The 15,000-nt window shown below is 67.9% G+C and carries 19 protein-coding genes; 12 read left to right on the forward strand and 7 right to left on the reverse strand.

Translation table 11 applies throughout. The annotated features are described in order from the left end of the window. Positions 1-19: 19 nt before the first annotated feature. From ACWDZ4_RS20360 to ACWDZ4_RS20375, 4 genes are read right to left on the reverse strand one after another with little or no spacing between them, the layout of a single operon-like run. On the reverse strand, positions 20-481 hold the full coding sequence (locus ACWDZ4_RS20360; RefSeq protein WP_451509799.1) for a hypothetical protein: 462 nt from the start codon (positions 479-481) through the stop codon (positions 20-22). Beyond that, positions 478-618, reverse strand: coding sequence for a hypothetical protein (locus ACWDZ4_RS20365; protein ID WP_451509800.1), 141 nt, complete (start codon positions 616-618; stop codon positions 478-480). The genes ACWDZ4_RS20360 and ACWDZ4_RS20365 overlap by 4 nt, the downstream gene beginning before the upstream one ends. A gap of 1 nt (position 619) precedes the next feature. Beyond that, positions 620-1,219, reverse strand: coding sequence for a DUF262 domain-containing protein (locus ACWDZ4_RS20370; RefSeq protein ID WP_451509801.1), 600 nt, complete (start codon positions 1,217-1,219; stop codon positions 620-622). Beyond that, positions 1,216-2,055, reverse strand: a complete 840-nt coding sequence (locus tag ACWDZ4_RS20375) for a hypothetical protein (protein ID WP_451509802.1) — start codon at positions 2,053-2,055, stop codon at positions 1,216-1,218. Before ACWDZ4_RS20375 ends, ACWDZ4_RS20370 begins: the two co-directional genes overlap by 4 nt. Positions 2,056-2,359: 304 nt before the next feature. Between ACWDZ4_RS20375 and ACWDZ4_RS20380 the strand changes: the two genes are divergently transcribed. The 7 genes from ACWDZ4_RS20380 to ACWDZ4_RS20410 all read left to right on the forward strand — a co-directional run bounded on the left by ACWDZ4_RS20380 (position 2,360) and on the right by ACWDZ4_RS20410 (position 7,791). Further along, entirely contained in the window at positions 2,360-2,665 is a 306-nt protein-coding gene (locus tag ACWDZ4_RS20380) for a hypothetical protein (RefSeq protein WP_451509803.1), read from the forward strand. Between the two features lie 143 nt (positions 2,666-2,808). After that, positions 2,809-2,958, forward strand: a complete 150-nt coding sequence (locus tag ACWDZ4_RS20385) for a hypothetical protein (protein WP_451509804.1) — start codon at positions 2,809-2,811, stop codon at positions 2,956-2,958. A 53-nt stretch (positions 2,959-3,011) separates the two neighbouring features. Next, positions 3,012-3,353 (forward strand): hypothetical protein, encoded by a 342-nt coding sequence (locus tag ACWDZ4_RS20390; protein ID WP_451509805.1) that lies wholly within the window; start codon positions 3,012-3,014, stop codon positions 3,351-3,353. Then, the gene (locus tag ACWDZ4_RS20395; RefSeq protein WP_451509806.1) at positions 3,340-4,326 is read left to right on the forward strand and encodes a hypothetical protein; all 987 of its coding nucleotides are present in this window, start codon (positions 3,340-3,342) and stop codon (positions 4,324-4,326) included. The genes ACWDZ4_RS20390 and ACWDZ4_RS20395 overlap by 14 nt, the downstream gene beginning before the upstream one ends. Next, positions 4,326-4,772: a DUF6221 family protein gene (locus tag ACWDZ4_RS20400; RefSeq protein WP_451509807.1), complete on the forward strand. Its 447-nt coding sequence runs from the start codon at positions 4,326-4,328 to the stop codon at positions 4,770-4,772. The genes ACWDZ4_RS20395 and ACWDZ4_RS20400 overlap by 1 nt, the downstream gene beginning before the upstream one ends. After that, entirely contained in the window at positions 4,769-5,992 is a 1,224-nt protein-coding gene (locus ACWDZ4_RS20405; RefSeq protein ID WP_451509808.1) for a tyrosine-type recombinase/integrase, read from the forward strand. The genes ACWDZ4_RS20400 and ACWDZ4_RS20405 overlap by 4 nt, the downstream gene beginning before the upstream one ends. Before the next feature lie 659 nt (positions 5,993-6,651). Beyond that, positions 6,652-7,791, forward strand: coding sequence for a protein-L-isoaspartate O-methyltransferase (locus ACWDZ4_RS20410; RefSeq protein ID WP_451509809.1), 1,140 nt, complete (start codon positions 6,652-6,654; stop codon positions 7,789-7,791). Positions 7,792-7,868: 77 nt separating this feature from the next. On the opposite strand, the gene ACWDZ4_RS20415 is transcribed toward ACWDZ4_RS20410, so the two are convergent. Continuing rightward, positions 7,869-8,291: a hypothetical protein gene (locus ACWDZ4_RS20415; RefSeq protein ID WP_451509810.1), complete on the reverse strand. Its 423-nt coding sequence runs from the start codon at positions 8,289-8,291 to the stop codon at positions 7,869-7,871. Between the two features lie 107 nt (positions 8,292-8,398). After that, positions 8,399-9,775: a hypothetical protein gene (locus tag ACWDZ4_RS20420; protein ID WP_451509811.1), complete on the reverse strand. Its 1,377-nt coding sequence runs from the start codon at positions 9,773-9,775 to the stop codon at positions 8,399-8,401. A gap of 246 nt (positions 9,776-10,021) precedes the next feature. Here ACWDZ4_RS20420 and ACWDZ4_RS20425 point away from each other — a divergent pair, with 246 nt between their 5' ends. From ACWDZ4_RS20425 to ACWDZ4_RS20445, 5 genes are all read left to right on the forward strand, one after another. Beyond that, positions 10,022-10,516, forward strand: coding sequence for an ATP-binding protein (locus ACWDZ4_RS20425; RefSeq protein ID WP_451509812.1), 495 nt, complete (start codon positions 10,022-10,024; stop codon positions 10,514-10,516). After that, positions 10,516-11,001: a DUF6415 family natural product biosynthesis protein gene (locus tag ACWDZ4_RS20430; protein WP_451509813.1), complete on the forward strand. Its 486-nt coding sequence runs from the start codon at positions 10,516-10,518 to the stop codon at positions 10,999-11,001. Before ACWDZ4_RS20425 ends, ACWDZ4_RS20430 begins: the two co-directional genes overlap by 1 nt. A 125-nt stretch (positions 11,002-11,126) precedes the next feature. Beyond that, positions 11,127-11,528 (forward strand): DUF6415 family natural product biosynthesis protein, encoded by a 402-nt coding sequence (locus tag ACWDZ4_RS20435; protein ID WP_451509814.1) that lies wholly within the window; start codon positions 11,127-11,129, stop codon positions 11,526-11,528. Between the two features lie 424 nt (positions 11,529-11,952). Beyond that, positions 11,953-12,174 carry a hypothetical protein gene (locus ACWDZ4_RS20440; protein ID WP_451509815.1) on the forward strand — a complete coding sequence of 74 codons (222 nt, stop codon included), beginning with the start codon at positions 11,953-11,955 and terminating at the stop codon, positions 12,172-12,174. Positions 12,175-12,318: 144 nt separating this feature from the next. Then, positions 12,319-12,777 carry a DUF6082 family protein gene (locus ACWDZ4_RS20445; RefSeq protein WP_451509816.1) on the forward strand — a complete coding sequence of 153 codons (459 nt, stop codon included), beginning with the start codon at positions 12,319-12,321 and terminating at the stop codon, positions 12,775-12,777. A gap of 193 nt (positions 12,778-12,970) precedes the next feature. Here ACWDZ4_RS20445 and ACWDZ4_RS20450 read toward each other — a convergent pair whose 3' ends face one another. Continuing rightward, positions 12,971-14,950: an ABC transporter ATP-binding protein gene (locus ACWDZ4_RS20450; protein WP_451509817.1), complete on the reverse strand. Its 1,980-nt coding sequence runs from the start codon at positions 14,948-14,950 to the stop codon at positions 12,971-12,973. Positions 14,951-15,000 lie beyond the last annotated feature (50 nt).

The following is a 15,000-nucleotide window of genomic DNA, read 5'->3' on the forward strand; positions in this document are numbered from 1 at the left end:
GTGACCTGCGGGTTTGTTGTTACACCGGGCCGTCCAGACCCTGCATACCCAGGTTCAGAGTGCAGGTGGCCGGCGGGTAGTCGCCGGTGAGGGGACTGGTGTCCCGGCCGAGGATGAAGACGGTAACGGTGTACTCGAAGTGTTGTCGCGCCTGGTGGTACTCGTCGGCTGCGGCCTTCAGGAAGCGCGCGGCTGCGGTGCTGTACGTGGTCACCTCGCTGGTGCAGGTGAGGAGCGAACCGAGCGCCGAATCCAGCGCGAGATACCAGGTGTTGAGGGCGTCTGCGTGGTCCGACAGCAGGCTGCGGAACGCCTCGACGCCGAACGCCTGCGACACGGCGCCGAGTGCTGCCCCGTCCGTCTCAGTGATGGCGTCGGGGATGCCGTCGATGGCGTTCCGGTAGTCCATAATGGCCGCCAGCTCGGTCGCTGTGAACGGCTCCGTGTCGTACTCGTAATGGCTCAGGGTGTCGTCGTTCACTGGTCGTCTCGCTCGGGCTCGGGGTGGCGAAGGCTGTCCGGGCGGCATGTCGGGCCGCGCTGGTCGGTGGTGTGAGCGTGGTGGGCGACTTCGCACCGCCACGGGGTGGTGCTCTCGACATCTGTGGTGTTTTCCATGTCAGCCTCCCTCGGCGACGCGTGCGGCGGTCTTCATGGTCTCGGTCGTCTGCGGGGTGCCGGCACCGTTCACGAGGAGGTATAGCTCGGCCTCCTGCTCGACGGTTGCGCACTCCTTCGCCTCGGCGATCAGGAGCGAGCAGTACCGCTCCACGAACCGCTTCCCAGGCTCGCTGAGACCGCTGAAACGGACGTAAGGGCCGTCATCGGTCTCCTCTGTTGTCGCAACGTTGCCCGGCTTCAGCCACGACGCGGGGACGGCGAACCCGTCGTGCCGCCACAGGGCTGCGGTCGTGAAGCGCTGCTTGCCGTCCACGCACGCCCACAGTGCTTCGCCGGTGTCGTACGGGCCCTTCCCGCCGTGTGCCTGCTCCCAGTTGGGGTTGCAGCGGTCGGAGAGGATGACGACGCCGGCGGGCAATCCTCGGAGCCACGACTGCACGAGAGCCATGCGCTGGTCCACGGTCCAGACATCACCGCGCTGGTAGGGCGGGTCCAGGTCGAGCATGCCACTGTCGATGCGGCGTACCAGCTCGCCCAGCGTGACGTGCGTCGGGTTGAGGCTGATGTGGTCGAACGGCTCAACGGTCTGGCGGGTCACTGAGTGGCTCCGGTGGTGTCTGTGGCGGCCAGGCGCAGGTTGAGCAGGCTCACCAACTGGGTGGCATTCGTGGCTGTGTCGCTGCGTCCCTGGGCGAGCTGGTGGACGAGGTGGAGCACCAGGCCGATGTTGTCGCGGTCCTGGTTGTAGAGGAGTACCTTGGCGTGCTGGTCGCGAGGGATGCCCGACGGAAGGTGTCCGATCTTGCGGCTGGCCAGTTCGTACTCAATGCGGGCGACGACGTGGACCTTCGCCGACCCGGCCCCGTCGAGGTTCCGCAGCGTGAGCACGTCCATGGGCAGGTAGCCGCCGTTGCGCTCGATGGCTTCCGGCAGGTCGTCCCAGGCGTTCGGGGTGGTGGTGAGGTGGCCGGCGGTTGCCTGGGGATCGCCGGGCGGGCGCGGGTCGATCCGCAGGAAGGCGGCACGGAAGACCGACACCAGGGCGGGGGGCATGTAGTAGGCGTGGGTTTTCCGCCACCCCTCCGGGCCCGCCTTCGTGGAAGTGATGACCTCCGGAACAGACTCAGGCCAAATCCCCTGTTTGATAAGGGCTTTGACCGCGCGCGTGAGGCTGGTGGTGGCGCCGTTGAGGCGGCCCTCGCCACGCTGAGCGCGGAAGTCCGCGCCGAGTGCGCGACCATCGCCCTGGACGGCCAGCCGGAGGAGATGGATCGCGTCGAGGGTGGTGCGCTCGATGAGGTTGACTGCGGCTTCGACGGTGGGGACGGGGTCGGAAGTGATGGTCTCGGCCGGGAGCTGCGCGACAAGCTCATGCAGCTTCTCGTGCCAGTCGGGGGGCGCGTTGGTGATGTGCAGGGTGTAGCCGTCGCTCACGAAGGCCCTTTCAGAGAACTGGAGCAGGACTGAGGCTGTAGTGGGGACGATATCGAATCCAGCCCCAGTTCGTCTTCAGTTCTGCCGCACTCACTCCGGGCGACGCACGGGGCCGGAAGAAGATCGGGTTAGGCATGCCTTATCGGGTATTCTCCCTGGAATAACCGATACCTGCTGGGAGGGGACGCGATGAGTGTCGGACGGCACGGAAGACTTCAGTAGCGCACGAAAGACTTCAGTAGGTTCTTCAGCACGGCACCGAAGTCTTCAGTCGGTCTGAGCCACCAGCTCCGGAGGAGAACACATGACTGCGAACGAACAGCCCGAACGTGAAGGCGCCGAGCTACTCCACCACGCCGACAACGACGCCCTGCGCGACGGCTACCAGTACGGTGCGGACGGCATCGGAGTGCGTGCCGACCTTGTCCAAGCCATCCTTGACGCCTGGGCGCGCATCAGCCCCACGGGCGATCCGGCGTCACCGCTGCACAGCGTCAACGATGGGGCGATCAACAGTGTCGACAACCTTGCCCGACTAGCCGCCACCGCGGTAGCCAGCACGATCGGCTCCGACAGCCAGAGTCCACGAGTCCGAAGCGTCGGGCACTGAAGCCTTCCGTACGGCGAGTGTGACCCAGACCACCGCGCCAGAGATTTCAGTGCCCAGGTCAGAGCGTTGCCCACTGAAATCTTCGTTGCGACCCGACAACACACTCTGGTTCCGCAGGCGGTGACCGCAGCGAGCAAGCAGGGGTGACGCCCTTGTGCTTCTCGTGCGGCACCGTCTTCAAGCAGCTGATCGACTGTGAAGGCGGCTGCGGGAGTGTCCTCGACATAGCTCCCGACGGCGAGTCGATCCTCATGTGCTCCAACTGCATCGACATCCGCTACGCCCGCTTCTGATACACGTCTCAGGCCGCATGCCCCACCACCTGACCCACCCGAGAGGCAGTTCAATGAGTACCGGATACAGCCCGAAGGGCCACCGGCCGGAACCGACAACGGCCCCCTCCACCGGCTCCCCTATCTCCCGGGCCGAGGACCACGGCATCGAGGCGTACGCGGAGATGAGCGCCCAACTCGCCACGCTGCACTCCTTCTTGAAGGCGCGGGCGGCGGAGACTCCCGTCGTGACGCCGTTCTTCCACGAGTCCCTGGGCTACGCGATGGGGTATGCCGAGGCGTGCATGGAGAAGCGGGACATCGTCGGCGCCGTGCGCAAGCTGGAGTGGATGCGCAACGAGGCAAAGCGGTGGGAAGACCACCCCGAGTACCCGAGCAAGGATGACCGTGGCTGATCAGGCGCAGCAGGGGGCCGGCCGGGGGGACATGCACTTCCCGATCATCCTGAACGGGCTCGACTATCTGCTCAGTTCACTCACCGCGCTTGCCGGCACGCCGCAAGGGCGCGACCTGAAGTACGCCGTGCTGCACCTCCAGCTCGGCACCGAGACCCTGCTCAAGGCCCGCCTCGAACTGCACGATCCCAGGCTCGTCTGGACCAAGCCCCAGGCGTTCGACAGAGCCAGGCACCGGCTCGGCGCCTTCCACAGCGTCGGTGTGGTAGGCGCCCTGGAGCGCCTACGCGACACCGTGAAGATCGAGAACCCGATCGACCCCGAGGACGCGGACCTCGAAGCGTTGGGTGCCCTGCGCAACCGCCTCACCCACTACGGAGCCAGCGACACCGCGGCGGCGGTCGAGGCCCGCGCGGTCCCGGTCCTCAAGAAGCTGCTCGCCTTCATCGACGCCGAACTGCTGCCCAACGACGACAGCGACGACGCCCAGGCCGCGGCCGACCTGATGGAAGAGATCAGGCCCCTGATCGGCAAGTTCGACAGCTTCGTACAACAGCGACTCGAAGAGCACGCCCCGGCGCTGAAGTCCTCAGCGGACCTCACCCTTCGCTGCCTGTCCTGCGGCCACTTCATGCTGATCGCGGCGGGCGACCAGGACACCTACCGATGCCTCATGTGCGGAAAGGACCACGGCGGCCTTGCCGACATGATCGACCTCTACAGTGTCGGCTCGTTCTACGAGGCCCGCACCCAGGGAGGGGACGACCCCGCGCACGAATGTGCCGAGTGCTCCAGCGGCGGTGTCACCGTAGTCCAGGTCGAGACCGCCGCCTCCCCGCAAGGAGGAGCCTTGGTGTGCCTGTTCGGGGAGCACGTCCTGGCGGGCCTGTGCGAAGAGTGCCGTCGGGCCTGCAACTTCGATCTTGCAGACATGTGCACCGACTGTGTCAGCAACCGATACGCGAGGTTCTGATGACCGGGCCCGAGCAGCGACCCGAGCGACCAACCGCCGAAGACGAGGCGACGGCCGCCCAGTGGGCGGCCTTCCTGGAGGCCCGCATCACAGAGGAGTTGGAGGCCGCCGACGCCCTCGCCCCCCACGGCTGGTGGGAGCTGACCGAGCCCGGCGCGCGCCGGTTCGGCGTACAGGGGATGGGCGGCCGAGTGTTCGCGCCGATCCTGACCGGCTCCGGGCACTTCGTGGACCAGGCCACCGCCATGCACATCGTCCGCAACCAGCCGCGGCGCACGCGTGAGGATCTCCTGGGCAAGCTGATGCTGGTCAACCTGCTCAAGATCCAGGCGGCCGAGGACGGTGCCCCGCTGGCCGGCCCCCTCCTCCTGATCGTGCGCCAGTTCGCCGATCCCTTCATCGACCACCCCGACCACCCCGAATACGAGCCGCCGGAGGAGACGTGAGCACGGAGGCTGAGGTCGTCCAGGCGGAGCTGGTCCACGGCGGCGCGCCGGACCCGGTGGCGGCCGGGCCGGGCCCGCGATACCTGATCACCCAGCACACCATGCTCGGGCCCGGCGAACTGCCGCCCCTTGCGAACCAGCGGCCGGCTTGGAAGGACGAAGACTTTCGGCTCTCCCCCGAGGACATGGCCGACCTCGACGAACCCGACCTCGCGGATAACACCATCACCAACCGCGACTCCACGATCCGCGCCTTCAAGGAGTGGTGCGCCACCCAGAAGCCGCCGCGCCTGCCCTACCCGTGCACGACCGCGACGTACACCTCCTACGGGCTGCACCTAATCCGCCGGGGGAAGGCAGGGGAGTTCAAACCGGACAGCGTCGGTCAGTACATGTCCCGGATCTGGAGCTGGCAGCCGCTCGACTGGCGGCCCGACCGCAGCCGCTTCAAGGGCCGCCTGCGCGCCTGGAAGAAGGACTGGGTGAAGGCCGGCGGGGAGGTCGACCGTGCCGCGGCCGTCACGATCGAGTACAACGTACGGATCATCGCCGCCATCGATGAGTCCACCAACATCGGCAAGCGAGACGCTTTTCTCGCCGCCCTGGCCTACAGCAACCTGCACCGGGAGATGGAACTCGCGGACCAGCTCATCAAGCGCGTGAAGGTCTACGACACCGGCCTGCACGTCACCACAGCGACGTCTAAGACCGACCAGGCCGGGAAGGGAGCGGGCCGCTTCATCAACGACCGCGGAGACCTTCAGCTCGTGCGCCGGGCCCGCGCGTGGCTCGATGTCCTGCGCCAGCTCGGAGCGGACGGTCCTGACGACCCGCTGTTCCGAGCCCTGACGGTCAAGGGCGGCCTCCGGTCCTACCCGGCAGACCGGAAGCGCGGCACCCGGATGCGGCCGGGCTCGCTCAACGAACGGCTCCAGCTCCTCGCCGAGCGGGCAGGGGTGCCCTACATCGACGGCAAGAAGGTCACCTCCCACTCGTGGCGGGCCGGTGCGAACACCGACATGGCCGAGAAGGGCGTGCCGCTGGCCGAGCGCAACAAGGCCGGGCGGTGGGCGGACGGCTCCCACACCGCCGACACGGTCTACGACCGCCGCCACGGCGCCGGGACACGCGACCCGCTCGACCAGGTCCCGCAGTACGGCGGCCCGGCCCGCGCAGCGGTTGCGGAGGCTCGCACCGCAGAGTCTTCCGAGACCGCGTGACCAGTCCACCCCCGCGCGCCCACCGCGGGGACAGGTTCGTTCAGCGGTGCAGCCTCTTCGCCACGACCGCATAGACGGGGGAGTCGGCGAACGGCTCGGCGCATTCGCTGCGGGTCGGGCCGAACATCCACATGGTCGCCGCCGGCGTCCCGCTGCGGAAACGCAACCGCCGCGGCCGGCGGCCTCCCGAGTCACGTGTACGACCGGCCGGAGACGGACAACCCGTACGTCCCTCTCTCGGAGGTGCCCGTGAGTGAGCACAAGTCGGCTACGGCGAGTTGACCCGACGAGCTCCTTCACTGGCATTCGGCTCGCGGAGGCCGCGACGAAGGACCCGTTCCCGAAGGTGCCGTTGTGCGGGGAGAAGACCACGTAGCCGCTTCCCGTGCCGGGGCGCGGCCGCGGTCGTTGAGCTGTCCGTGGGAAGCTCTGCCAGGCCCGCGGCGACGGGATTCGGCCATTGCCTGCCGTTCGCCTTCCTGCGCGGCGTGGCGGCTACCACCCTGGGTTGAGCAAGACCTGCTGAGAGAGAGGCAGTCGCTATGGGTGGTCACCGTAAACCGGACCCCGACCCGGGCCAGGGCAAGCCCCCGCCGGGCAACTCCGACGGGAAGGCGCCCGACCCGCCGCCGCCCAGCGGAACCCGCCGGAAGTAGCCGATGGACGAGCTCGCTGAACTCCGGCATCGGCTCGCGCGCACCATGGACGCCGAGGGCACCTGGCCCACGGACTCCCCATGGGTCCGCGCTGCCGTTGAGAACCTGCCACGGCACCGCTTCGCCCCAGACCGGGTGTGGACCTGGGACGGCTCCGCGTACGTCCCCGTAGACCGCGGCGCAGCTCCCGGGCGCTGGGCGGAACTCGTCTACCCGGGGCCCGACGGGTCCACCATCACACAGGTGACCGACGGGCTGCCGTCTTCCAGCCTGTCGTGTCAGTCAGTGGTGGTGGACATGCTCGACTCGCTGATGGTCGACTCGGGCCATCGGGTGCTCGAACTGGGTACGGGGCTGGGCTGGAACGCGGCGTTGCTCGGCGCTCGGGCCGGCGCCGGGAACGTGACCAGCGTGGAGGCTGACCCCCAGCTCGCGGCGGTCTCGCGTGAGCACCTCAAGGCGGCGGGTGCTGAGGTGCCCGTAGAGGTCGGCGACGGTACGTACGGCTTCCCGGAACGCCGCCCGTACGACCGTCTTATGGCCACGTACGCCGTCGATCAGGTGCCATGGGCGTGGGTAGAGCAAGTACGGCCGGGCGGGCGCATCGTCACCCCGTGGGGCAGGCTGGGGCACGTCGCGCTCACCGTGGCCGCCGACGGGCAGTCGGCCAGCGGCTGGATGCAGGGCCTCGCCATGTTCATGCCCAGCCGCGGCACCCACGCCGGCCGGCCCTGGCACGAGGTCCGCGGCGACGACCTGCCGGACACAGACGGCCCCTTCAACCGGGACCTGCGCCCGCTGCACTCGGACTGGAACCTCCTCTTCGCGCTGCGCGTCGTCCTGCCGGACGTCCAGATCACGACCGAGGAGAACGCCGGCGTGACGGCCTGGCTGCACGACGGACACTCCTCCTGGGCCACGCTCGTCGCCCAGGAGGACGGCCCGGCCGTGGCGTACCAGGGCGGCCCCCGGCGCCTGGCCGAAGAGATCGACCAGGCGTGGCAGAAGTGGCAGGACGCCGGCGCGCCGAGCCTCTACGACTTCGGCATGACCCGCACCCCGGACCAGCAGTACATCTGGAGTGGCGACAAGGACACCGGACTGCGCTGGGCAACGGGAGAGACCAGGGAACGCGTTCGATAGACGTGACTGCGGCGTTGGCCGGTGTCCACACCTAGATGTGTTGTCTCAGGAGGTTGGTGCCGCCATGGCCACGAATGTCACCGTCGCCGGCGCGCGGCATAGTGACCGCGCGCGTATGCCGCTCTGCCGGGCTCACTCTGACGACGATGCACTTCTGCCGGAATTGCCTCGACGTCGGCGAGGGCGGTCCGGATCTCGTCGGCCAGCGCTGACGGGCAGCCGGTCGCCTCCTCATATGAAGCGAGAAGATCACGAACCAGGCCGCCGAGGCGGGTGATGCGAGGCTCGGGGAGCGGCTCCCGCTGGACAGCGGTGTATTCGCGCAGGAGGACGTCTTCCTGAACACCGATGATCTGAATCCCGTCGATTTCCCACTGCCGCGTGTCCGAGTTCTGCTGGACGCGTCGGAGGTGGTACAGGTCATGGGCGGTCACGGTAAGGATCTCGTAGTGGGTGCCGTCCGGGGCCCGGTGGACCGCACTCTCGTCGACATGCGTCAACTCTCGTCCCCTTCCTGATTGTTTACTCGGTTGATCGGGTGCTGCGACCGCGAACCCAGGCCGTGGTACCAACCTCATGAGATGGCACACCTAGACTGGCGCATTCGTCAGACGGCCTCGCGCAACCAGGTACGAGCTCGCTCATCGAGTTCCAGGGCTGGGCGCGCTCCACGTGTCCGGAATCGCCCAAGGTCTGAACGCATCGACTGCACGGCCTTACGCGTCCGGGAGGAACGGATGCCGGTCATCGTGTCCAGCGCTCTGTCCCACGTCGCGCACGCCGCTTCGATCTGCCCCTGTTGCAGCTGGGCGTGGCCTTCTGCCGCAGCCGACAGCGCGGCAATACGCTGGTGCGTTGTCGAGCTGTACCGCTTCCTTGCATGCGCGTGATGTTGCTCGGCGGCGACGTGATCGCCGATCCGCGCGTGGATCTTCGCCGTGTGGGAGTCAACCGTTGCTGCGGGTGCTCCCCACAGGGCTGCCCACCCCGTCATCTCGCCGATCTGCCCTTGCCTTGCCAGGTCTCGGGCGCGATCAGCCTCACGTAGAGCGACAGCGTTCTTGCCTGACTCCGCGAGCGCACGAGCACGGCAGATGACGAACAGCGACTCCGTTGCCGGGTCGGTGCCACGGCTCATGCTGAGCGCCGTATCTGCAAGTCCGAGAACGTGCTCCGGTCGGCCGTTGTCCATTCCGTGGTGCGCGAGAATCCGCAGGACGTATGCCTGATTCGCAAGGCTGCCCGAACTGCGCGCCAGACTGAATGCCTGAAGGTAGTAGCGCTGTGCCAAGCCGTGCTCGCCAGCGTCGTATGCCTTCCAGCCAGCTAGGTAGGCCAGCGAGGCGGCGGCCGAGAACATCTCTTGTTGAAGAGCTTCCGTTCGGAAGCGCGAGTTGCACAAGAGGTGAACGTCGTCGGTCAGGTACTGGACGACCGTGCTGCGGCCATGTTGTCCGCCATGGCGCTCGTCCATTTCCGTGAACATCTTCACCATGTCCCGGACGGCCCTCACCTCAGCGGCACCAGCGATTCCACCAGTGGCGGCGCGCACGGTACGAGACTGGATCTCGTCGGCTACCCCGAGGGGCAGGGCGGCGCCAGCTACGGAGTATGCGGCTGTGGTCAAGAAAGTTCGTCGCTCGATGTCAGCTCTCCCAATCCGCCCCAGCGTCTCCACTGGATCGTCTTCGACGGTAAGCCCCAAGTCGGCCAACTCGGAACTGTCATCGGGGGCGGAAAGTCCCAGATCGCAAAGAGTTAACGTACGCCCGAGCTCCCGCGAGAGGAACTCGCGCAGGTAGCGAGCGGTATTGGGCTTGGGCGGCGTCCCTTGGACCCAGTACGCCACGTTCGACTTGCTCGTGCGGATCGAAGAGTCACCTGACGCCGCTGCCAGCGCCTGGACCCCGCGCGCGACCGCGCTGTAACTCAAGGATGACAGCTCGATCACGTGCGCGAGCTTCGTGTTTTCCGACCGGGTCATGTCCCAACATTAGTTCTTCATGGCCGAGTTGGGCCGTTGAACGCGTTGAACGCTTTGCCCCCTTGCGGAGGCTGTGCCTGCCTCTTGCGTACCAGTTAACTGATTTCGGCGGGCAAGAGAGTGCCTCGACTGGGGAGTCTCTGCCTCTCTTGGCCGCTCCCCCAAGGCGGGCCGCTGCGCTGCCTGGCGTCACAGCAGCGGCCTGCCGACCACGGATGATCACGAACCGATCCGGAGGACTGGGCAATGCTGATTGCTGCAACAAGTCCGGACGCCATGCAGGCGCAGTACACCAGCGCCGATGTGCTTGCTCACGTTCCCCTCATCGACGGGATAGAGATCAGCCTCGCCCGCACCGCCGGCCCCGGCGAGCGGATGACCGAAGCGGACAGGACCATGCCGGGTACGGCGCGACGCGTCGGGCTGTCCCACCTGCGTCGCTGGTGCCTTCACAGCCTCATGGACGACGCTGCGCTGCTGATCTCGGAGCTGGTGACGAACGCCTTCCAGCACGGTCAGGGCCCATCGGTGAGCCTCCGGCTCCTCCAGACCAACGCCTACGTTCGTCTGGAAGTCACCGATGGCACGCCGGCGCCCCCGGCCGCGCGTACGTACGGCCTTCTCGACGAGCACGGCCGCGGCCTTCCCATCGTGGCCGCGCTCGCCGACGCCTGGGGTGTCACCGCCGACGGGACGCGTACCTGGTGCATCCTCTCCATCGGCACCGAGCGGAGCTCGTGATGTCCAGGCCGGCCGATATTCCGATCCCCAAGGCGGAGATTCGGCACAATTTATCGACCATTGAGCGGATTGTCTCCGGGCTTCGCGCCTGGCCGTTTCCGCAATACGTCATGACCGAGATTCTGGACGATCTTGACACTGTCCTCGATCCGTACGAGAAATCCGCACCGGGCCGATGGTCGTCACGGACCGCGCGAATGCGCCGCTTGATCTGCGGCCCCTCGTCCAGTGCACGCCGGCCTGTGCCGCCCAGCCAGGCCACGGATTCGGAACTCATTGCCCGAATGCAGGAGCACCTGACGCGCCTTGCATCCGCTGTTGAGGAATTGGAACGCGATCTGGCGGCCGTCGCCGACCAGCTCGCGTCAGCGAGACGACTGGCTGCCCGCGACGTGCCCAGCGAGGCCCTGAGCTCGTGGCAGCACCTGCGTCTCATGGCGCTCGCCGCCCAGGACCTCCTCAACCGGCTTGAACCGATTGCCTGATGGCCGCCCATACCTCGCATATTGGAGAAATTACCCGGTTATGCCCAGAAGAAGGAACTCCGCCAATGAACGGTGAGCCATCGCAGACCATCACACACTCCTGCGCCCGCACTCAGCATCACTGGGTGGACAAGGACAAGATTGCGGCGCTGGTCGCGGCCGTTCTCGCCTGGAACCTGAGCAGCCGCGACCGGCAACAGCCGGCGGCCGCCATCGTTGAGGACAGCATCGAGCAGCTGTCCAGGTACGTGAAGGCACTCGGCAACAGCCTCGCCGCCCACGTCCACGCCCTGCCTCCAGGTGACGACATTCGCCGGCGCGCCGTCGTCACCTTGGACGAGGCGTCCCGGCGCCTCCAGGCTACGCATCAGTCGAAGGGAAACGCCCTGCGTGCGCAGAAACTCGCGCGCCTGGTCCAATCCCTCAACGCGGTGACCGAGGCCGCCGAGAAGCGCGTACAGCACCACCTGACGGTGAGAGCCGCCAGGCGCAACGCGACGCCGGCGCCAGAGCGGGGATGGCCGTGAAGGCACTGCTCAACTTCTTCCGGCGGCCGCCGCCTGATCAGCCGATGGCCCGCCTGCTGGCCCTGGAGGCGGCCCTGCCCCTCCAGGACGCCGCCCGTACCGTACGCCCTCCCCTCCTCGGAGCGATCCCGTGCTCGCGCCCCTGCTGCCGTCTCTGCCCAGCCCTACGCCCGACATAGCGCCGCTCACCAGCATGGAGAAGAGCGTGGTCCTCAGCGTCGCGTGCGGAGACACCGGCGCTATGTGCAGGCGGTTGGGGTACCACCGCCGAGACCTTCTGCCCTACCAGCAGAGTGTCAGCACCAAGCTGTGCGCGCACACGATGCGGTGGGGGGAGCTGGTGTACCGGTCCGTTGTCCACGTCGAGATACCGGCCTGGCTCCCGCCCCGCACGCAATTCGCTCTGGGCCCCCTCCTGTCGTGGGTGATCAGCGGACTTGCCGCAGGACAGAGCCCCGCGCATCTCTCGGCCCTCCTCGGGATCGACGAGCACGCGTGGACGGAACTGCTGAAGCAGCTCCTCAAGGTGGTTGGAGCCCGCAGCGTCCCGCACGCCGTCTACCTCTGTGTCCGGCTCATCCCCTGGCCCTGGAACAACGCAGGGGAATGGGAGCCCCCCGGGGCGATTCCCGACTGGCCCCACTGACTCCGGCCGCGCGGCCGACACCGCGCGGCCGGCCCCGCCCGGCGAGACCTTGAGTCCGCTGCGCGGGAACGGGCCCGTACCGCTCACGGCTCCCCCCAGCGGTACGGGCCCTTTCATCACCGATTCCGCCACTGAAGGGTTCACATGAGGAAGCACCTGCTCACCGCCGCGCTCCTGGCGCCGGCTGCCGTGAGCGCGGCCCAGCTCGTCGTCAGCATCAGGCAGCACCGTGAGCGCGCGCATCTGGCCACCGCAGAGATTCACCAGAAGTTGCTCACCGAGCAAGTGGCCGATCCGAGCCTCATGAGGGTCTGGTCGAGGCTGGAGCCGCTCAGTGACGAGGAGCGGCGTCTGATTGTGCACAGGAATCAGTGGATGTCGCTTTGGGGCTTGCAGCACCGCGTGGGCGTCTTTACCGGCCAGGCACTGCGAGAGACGGTCCACGACTTCATGGCCAACCCGCAGGGCCGGGCGTTCTGGAAGCTCGCACGGGACCACCGTGAGGGCTCCGCCCGGGACCGCACCGACCGGCGCTTCAACAAGCTGATCACCGAGGCGTGCTACGAGGCCCACGAGGCAGCCGAGGACTCTGCCAGCATCTGATTCCCCCATGTCCCCGCCCGGCGAGGCCCCGAGTCCGCCGCGCGGGAACGGGCCCGTACCGCTCACAGCTCCGCCCACCGGTACGGGCCCCTCAGGCACTAATTCCGGGACTAGCGCAACGACCACCTGGCATTGCCTGAGTACGACCCTGAACGGCCCGAATCCACTCAACCAAGCCATCAAACGGTGCCCTCTACATCATGCTGCTCGCGTCGGCGGGGCCGTACGTGGCCGCCTGCTTACGCCACATCGCCGCGTACTCCGATCCCTCCGTCGCCAGGAGCGACGTGTGGGTCCCCTCTTCGCGTACGCGGCCCCCGTCCAGGACGACAATGTGGTCCGCGCTGCGGGTGGAGCCGAGACGGTGCGTGATGAGGATGACCGAGCGGCCCCTGCTGAGGGCCCGGATACGGTCGTACATCGCTTCCTCCGCTCGGGGGTCTAGCGCGGACGTCGGCTCGTCGCAGATCAGCAGCGGGGCATCTCGGCGGTAGAAGGCTCGGGCGCCGGCCAGCTTCTGCCACTGTCCCGGGGAGAGATCGCGGCCGCCCCACTGTGACGGCGACAGGTAGGTTTCGAGTCCTTCCGGGAGTTGCTCGATGACGGTGTCCGCTCCGGCCGCCGCAGCGGCAGCGTGAACGCGGTCATCGTCTCCTTCCTGGCCGAGCGTGATGTTGCTACGGGCGGATGTCTGCCAGCGGCTGATGTCCTGCGGCAGCATGGCCAGGCGCGCCCATACCTCTTCGGGATCGGCCGATGCGAGATCCGTACCGTCCCAGGTGACCCGGCCTTCGGTGGGGGTGTAGAGCCCTGCGAGGAGCTTGGCGAGGGTCGACTTGCCGGCACCGTTGTGGCCGACGATGGCGAGGACTTGGCCGCGTCGTACGGTCACGGAGATGTCCTTGAGGACCGGTTCGGTGCTTCCCGGGTAGGCGAAGGTGATGTTCTCGGCGCGGATCACGTCCGGATTCTGCGGAACGGGCGCTGTGGTGTCCGAGGGCTGAGCGGTGCGGGTGCGGGCGTCGGCCAGGAAGGTGGCCCAGTCGCCGAGGTAGAGGCCGACCTTGTACGTGGTGTGCATGCCGGTGACGAGCCCGTTGAGCAGGTTACGGCTGTGCAGTACGGCGACCAGTGCGGTCCCGGCGGAGGCCAGGGCGACATGCCCGCCGGTCACCAGGAGCAGAAGCGCGGTGTAGACGAGGAGCATGCCGCCGCCGGACAGGGCGTCACCGGCGAGCTGGTAGCGGGCGGTGCTGCGGCCGACATGCTCGGCGTGGGCGTTCAGGCGGCGGGCAACGTCGGCGAACTGGCCCAGCAGCCAGGGACGCATCGTGTTGGCCCGCACATCCAGGGCGGTGGGCCGGCCGGAGGTGTAGTACATCAGGGTGTGCCGCAGGCGCCGGTCGGCGAGAGTGTGCTGCTCGGCGCGGTGCGCGGCCTTCGCGGCGTAGACGGCGGCGGCACCACGCGGGACGACCGCCAGGACCAGCAAGGGCACCAGGGCGGGGTGGAGGGCGACGAGGATGCCTGCGGCCGCGAGGATGCCGATCAGGGCGGCGGCCACGGTGGCGAGTGCATCGATCATGTGGTGGGCGTCCTTGGAAGCCCGGTTGGCGGCTTCGCTGTGGTCGCACCAGACCGGATCGTCATACGCGGCGAGCGGAACCCGAGTGGCCGCGTCGAGGTATTGCAGCTCGGCGCGGGCGTCGACCTTCGGGCCGATGCGGGCGGTGACGGTCAAGGACTTCGCGGTGGTCAGGGACCGGGCGACGGCGGCCGCCGTGAGGAGGATCAGCGAGGGCAGCGCCTGGTAGAGGCGTTCAGTAGGTGCTCCCGGGGCGAAGAGCTGGATGAACGCGCCGCGGGTGGCGTAGAGGCCGACGGCGGTCAGACCACCGGAGACGAGCTGTAGGGCGGCCAGCCAGAGGACGGCGCGCCGGTCGGTGGCCCAGGCCAGGCGTACGGCATCGGCGGCGAGGTGGGGCAGGCGGCGGACCATGGTGAGCGCCGAGTCCGCGAGGGCGTTGTCGTGCCGCTCGGCGCTCATCGTGTACTTCGGCAGCACATCGGCCGAAGGGTTTGGCCGGGGGTGGGCGAGCCGGGCCCGCAGCCGGGCGTGGCGGGGGCGGGGGGCGGCTCCGGATGTGGAACGAGGGTGCAGTGTGTCGGTCACGTCCGGAGCAACGGCTCACCCATACGGGTGGTTGCGGTGGCGAGAGGTGG

The organism is Streptomyces sp. NPDC003016, assembly GCF_053591455.1.